The organism is Phyllobacterium sp. (genome assembly GCF_037994405.1).
Lineage (GTDB): Bacteria > Pseudomonadota > Alphaproteobacteria > Rhizobiales > Rhizobiaceae > Phyllobacterium.
In genome coordinates this window covers 1-4739 of sequence record NZ_JBBNAN010000415.1, presented here as the reverse complement: position 1 = coordinate 4739, position 4739 = coordinate 1, and the positions used below count along the sequence as shown (strand labels likewise).

Below are 4739 nucleotides of genomic sequence, written 5' to 3'. Positions count from 1 at the left end.
AAGAGCGAGCAGTTTGTCCGTTGATTTCCATGACTTTTTTCTCTCATTGGTTTCAAAGTCTTGCTGAAGACTGGCCCAAGGACGGTTGGAAACTGGCTGTCCCGACAATGTCAGTGAGATTTTTACCCAATTGCCTGACGACCGTTGGGTCGTTGGTTACGCGATAAGCATGCAGCCTTCCAAAGAAATAGATGAAATCATCGGCAATCTCCTGTCATTGCAGGCGACAGCCTTGTCCTGATCGCGCTCTATGATCAGGATGATATTTTGCGCTACGCCAATGCGAGCTTTCGTTCAGCCTATCATCTCGCCCCTAGTGAGCAGCTTAGCTGGGGCGAAATCATGCGCAGGTGCTCCTTGATTTGGCCAGGCATGCCCACTCATTTTTACGGCGCCTTGATTGTTTCGGCAGGATAGGCGGCGAGGAATTCATGTTCATATTGCCGGATACGGGTCTTGCTGCCGGCATCCGGATCCTCGAACAGGTGTTCGGCCGGACCCGCCTTCTACGGCCATTGAAGGCGTGCCCGGAATTTTCCTACCCATGCTGTGCCGGCTTAACGGAACTCACGCCCGGCGATTCAGCGCGAGAGGCTTTTGCCCGCGCCGACAAAGGGATTTATCGGGCCAAATTCGAAGGACGCGACCGGATCAGCGTGATCTAGACGGCGTGCTAGCGTTCACCGGGCGGTCCAAATATGGCAGCTGTCGCCCACGCCCGCTCCAGCCGGTCAAGCGTTTCGAAAGCTACTTCCATTCTGCGCATGTTTTCCGGATCACCGGCAACAAGGCGGTGATACTTGGCTGCAACCTCGTTCAGGTCGGCGCAAAGTTCCCGCGCCTTCTCGGTAAGGCGAATGCGTACGGTTCTCCTGTCGCGGGCCAATGGGATGCGTTCGATATATCCGCACTCACCAAGCTGCTTGAGATAATAGGAAAGATTGGTGCCGCCATACGGGCCGCGGTCCATCAACTGGCCCACCGAGAGCTCGTCACTGCCGATTGTCAGGAGCAGCATGGCGTGGGCGGGGCCGATCTCTCGCACACCCTGCTTTGTCATTTCGGACTGCAGAAATGTCGCAAAGCGCCGGTTCGCACGTTCCAGCGTTCGCGCCAGTTCGAAGTGGGTAATGACCGTGGTGTGGGCGGGCGTCCGGCCGCGCAGCCGAGGTTCAACGGCTTCCGGCTCGGCCACGTGTTGTTCTGCCGCGCTGTCATCGACAAGTTGTTGCAGCAATTCCGATATCATCAAGCACTCCTTGGATAGGGTCAAACATGCTGCTGCGAGACGTTTCGCAAATGCGAATGAATATTATGCACTGCACAATACGCTAAATCTATTAGAAGTTGAAGAGCATATATAAACCTAAAGAACTAGTTGATGTCCACTGGTTCCTCTGCGACCTTTAGACCGGGGAGGATAACAAATCAGTGGCAAACTGGTTGAACGTTCTGCGGGAGAAGAACGAGCTGGCTGGCATGTTGGGAAAGAAAATTCCCCAGATGCTGGCGCATGAAACATTGACCCTGGAGCAGGCCACTGAGCTCTATGAATTTCTGGAAGGCCATGCCCGCGGCATGGAGGAAATCGTCGAGAAAATGGAACTCGATGATCTGCCGGAGTCGTATTATCAGGTCGCCGAAGACCTGGATCATATATTCACCAATCTTGCTGCCGCCGCTGCCGAAAGGCTCACGGAAATAAGGCGGAGCTCCTAGCCCCGGCGTCCGAACAGGCACGACCGCTGGACCTTGCACCAGGGCATGATCAATGCTGGACTGGGCTCAGAAGGAGCGCCGAGGCGAGCAACCGCCTCAAATGAGCATTGCAGGGTAAATCATGATGAAGCATGAAGATGTGAGAACTGCAGCCCTCCCTTCGGGCGAACAGGTTCCGGTGCTTGGCCAGGGCACCTGGTTCATGGGCGAGGACCGGCGTCAATTTCAAAAGGAAGCCAATGCGTTGCGGCTTGGCCTGGACCTCGGCATGACACTGATCGATACGGCGGAGATGTACGCCAATGGCGGCGCGGAGGAGGTCGTTGCGGAAGCGATTGATGGCCGCCGCGACGAGGTCTTCCTGGTGAGCAAGGTTTTGCCATCAAACGCTTCGCACAGGGGCACGCTGCTTGCTTGTGAACGCAGCCTGAAGCGATTGAAGTGTGAGACGATCGACCTCTATCTCCTGCATTGGCGGGGTGGGCATCCACTCGCGCAAACAATTGCCGCCTTCGAGGATCTCATCAGGGCTGGAAAAATCCGGTACTGGGGCGTCAGCAATTTTGATACGGATGATCTGGAAGAGCTTGAGGCCATCGATGGCGGGAATGCTGTTGCGACCAATCAGGTCCTCTACAATCTGACCCGGCGCGGTCTCGAATATGGCCTGTTGCCCTGGTGCCAGTCCCGCAACATACCGGTCATGGCGTACTCGCCGATCGAACAGGGACGGATGCTGGCACACCCGGCGCTTATACGTGTCGCAAGGGAGTGCGGCACCACGCCGGCGGTCGTGGCGCTCGCCTTCGTCATCAGCCATGACGGCGTAATTGCGATACCGAAGTCCAGCGCGCCGCAGCATATCCGGGAGAATCGCAGCGCTGTCGATTTGCAACTCACACCGGGACAGCTTGCGATCCTGGACGAGGCCTTTCCGGCGCCACGCCGGAAGCGGCCATTGGAAATGCTCTAGGGTCAGGACCTGTTGATCTGGTCCTAGATTTCGCCCGAGACATCACGGCGCTGCCGGTCCAGTTCTTCACTGTAACGCCGGAGTGTGTGGCTCTCAGTCAGCAGGCCGACCACACGCCGTTCGACGAGGTCATTGACCACGGCCAGTGCTTCGCTCTCGGTCTTGTCGAAGATCGCTGCGGCCTGTTTGGCGTTCATCTGCGGCTGCAGGAAGTCGTTTCTGTATTTGATCAGGTCAGTGATCGGTTGCCCCTCGTCGGCACCTTCCGTCAAACCCGCATGAGCCTCGGGCACAAGAACCATGCCGGCATATTTGTTGTTGTCGTCGACGATGATCACGCGCTGGGTCGAGCCCAGCGGAAACTCGCGGCGAAAATCCCTGATGCTGAGATGCATCGGTGCCGTCCGCACATCGGTACGCATGAGCTTGCTGACAGTCAGATTCCGAATCCAGCCGACATCATGCGCGCTCCTGATGCTTTCGCCCCGGAGGTGGAAACGCCAGGTGGCAAAAGAATAGCCGAAGGTGTTGCGCACTGTCAGCGAGGCGGCAATGACGGCGGCGAGAACCAGAACCGTGATCGGAAAGTCGCCAGTAATTTCCAGGGCGAGGAACGTCATGGTCAAAGGACCGCCGATCACCGACACGGCGAGCGCGCTCATGCCGACGACGGCGTAGATGACAGGCGTCAAGGTCGCGTGTGCAAAGACATAGGGTGCCGAATAGGCGAAGAGCTTGCCAAGCAGTGCACCCATGAACAGCGAACCGAAGAAGAGACCGCCTCGAAAGCCCGAGCCGATGGATATGGCGGAAGCCACTGACTTGAGCAGCAGCAAACCGAGCAGGGCACCTATGGCAGTCGTGGTGTCGAGATTGAGATGCAAGGCGCCATGTCCGCCGGAAAGGACCTGCGGCGTGACCAGCGCCATCAGCCCGACCACAGCACCGCCGAGCATGGGCCTGAGGGCAGACGGAATGAAGCTCTTGCGCGCCATCTGCTCCACGAAGGCGACGCCCTTCATCAGGAGAATGCCAGCGAGCGCGCAGAAGATGCCGAGGAGCAGAGCCGGCACATAATCTGCCGGTACGACCGAGCCGAAATGGCCAATGTCGATGACGAAATTATTGCCAGCAAGCATGCGCGCAACCAGGTTCGCCACCAGGGCAGAGACAACGACAGGGGTCAGGCCGAGGATGGTATAGGAACCGATGATAAGCTCGAATGCATAAAACGCGCCCGTCAAAGGTGCATTGAAAGCGGCTGCAATCGCGCCGGCTGCACCACAGCCAACAAGAATACGCAGATCGGACCGGCGCAGCTTCAGCGAGAGGCCGATTTTCGAGGCGAGGCCGGACGCCAGCTGGGTGTAGCCGGCCTCCAGGCCGACCGACGCGCCGAAGCCATTGGAGATCAGGTTCTGGGCCGCGACGATGAGGCTGTCATTGAGCGAAAGGCGGCCGCCGTGCAGGGCATTGGCTTCAATGGGATCGACCATCGGCCGCTTGCGGTACCGCATCAGGACGAGCAGGATCAAGCCCATGATTGCCCCACCCGTTATGGGCGCGACGAGCAGCAGGACATGGTTGTTTGTTATGATCGAGGAAAGCCGTTCGCCTTCGTCCAGCCCGAAAATCAGCTGGTGCATCGTCTGAGAAATCAGGCTCATGGCCGTTACGACGCCGCCGGACACAAGGCCTATCAACGCCGCGGCGAGGACAAGGCCGAGTTCGGTACTGCGCGCAAAGGCCCGCAAGCGGCTTGGTGCGAGAAATATGGAAAAGACGCCCAATCGGCGCAGCGCCAGTTTGCGAGACATGTTGGCCTGGACGGAAAGAAAATGGATCGGCTGCACAGCCGTTATACGCTTATTGTGTCAATGCCTTGGCACGATCGAGGAGAAGCGCTCGTTCACGCGCGTTTCGTGTCAGATTGGCGGCGCGTTCGAATTCTGTGCGGGCTTCATCGTTGCGGTCGAGCTTCTCGAGGAGATCGCCGCGAATGGCAGGCAGCAGGTGGTAGGACTGCAAAGACGGTTCGGGCAGCAAC

Annotated in this window: 5 protein-coding genes and 1 pseudogene; 3 read left to right on the top strand and 3 right to left on the bottom strand. The window is 58.0% G+C overall.

The features are described 5' to 3' along the window. Positions 1 to 350 precede the first annotated feature (350 nt). Positions 351 to 665, top strand: coding sequence for a diguanylate cyclase (locus tag AAAC48_RS22765; RefSeq protein WP_340656374.1), 315 nt, complete (start codon positions 351 to 353; stop codon positions 663 to 665). A gap of 8 nt (positions 666 to 673) precedes the next feature. Here AAAC48_RS22765 and AAAC48_RS22760 read toward each other — a convergent pair whose 3' ends face one another. Next, positions 674 to 1249, bottom strand: coding sequence for a winged helix DNA-binding protein (locus AAAC48_RS22760; protein WP_340656373.1), 576 nt, complete (start codon positions 1247 to 1249; stop codon positions 674 to 676). 182 nt (positions 1250 to 1431) lie between these two features. Here AAAC48_RS22760 and AAAC48_RS22755 point away from each other — a divergent pair, with 182 nt between their 5' ends. Both AAAC48_RS22755 and AAAC48_RS22750 read left to right on the top strand, forming a co-directional pair. Next, a complete protein-coding gene (locus tag AAAC48_RS22755) occupies positions 1432 to 1719 on the top strand; it encodes a hypothetical protein (RefSeq protein ID WP_340656372.1) in 288 nt (95 codons plus the stop codon). Positions 1720 to 1843: 124 nt separating this feature from the next. After that, positions 1844 to 2692, top strand: coding sequence for an aldo/keto reductase (locus AAAC48_RS22750; protein WP_340656375.1), 849 nt, complete (start codon positions 1844 to 1846; stop codon positions 2690 to 2692). A 23-nt stretch (positions 2693 to 2715) separates the two neighbouring features. Here AAAC48_RS22750 and AAAC48_RS22745 read toward each other — a convergent pair whose 3' ends face one another. Then, entirely contained in the window at positions 2716 to 4509 is a 1794-nt protein-coding gene (locus AAAC48_RS22745; RefSeq protein WP_340656371.1) for a chloride channel protein, read from the bottom strand. A gap of 49 nt (positions 4510 to 4558) precedes the next feature. Then, positions 4559 to 4739 (bottom strand): annotated as a pseudogene (locus AAAC48_RS22740) (RNA polymerase subunit sigma-24); the annotation flags it as partial.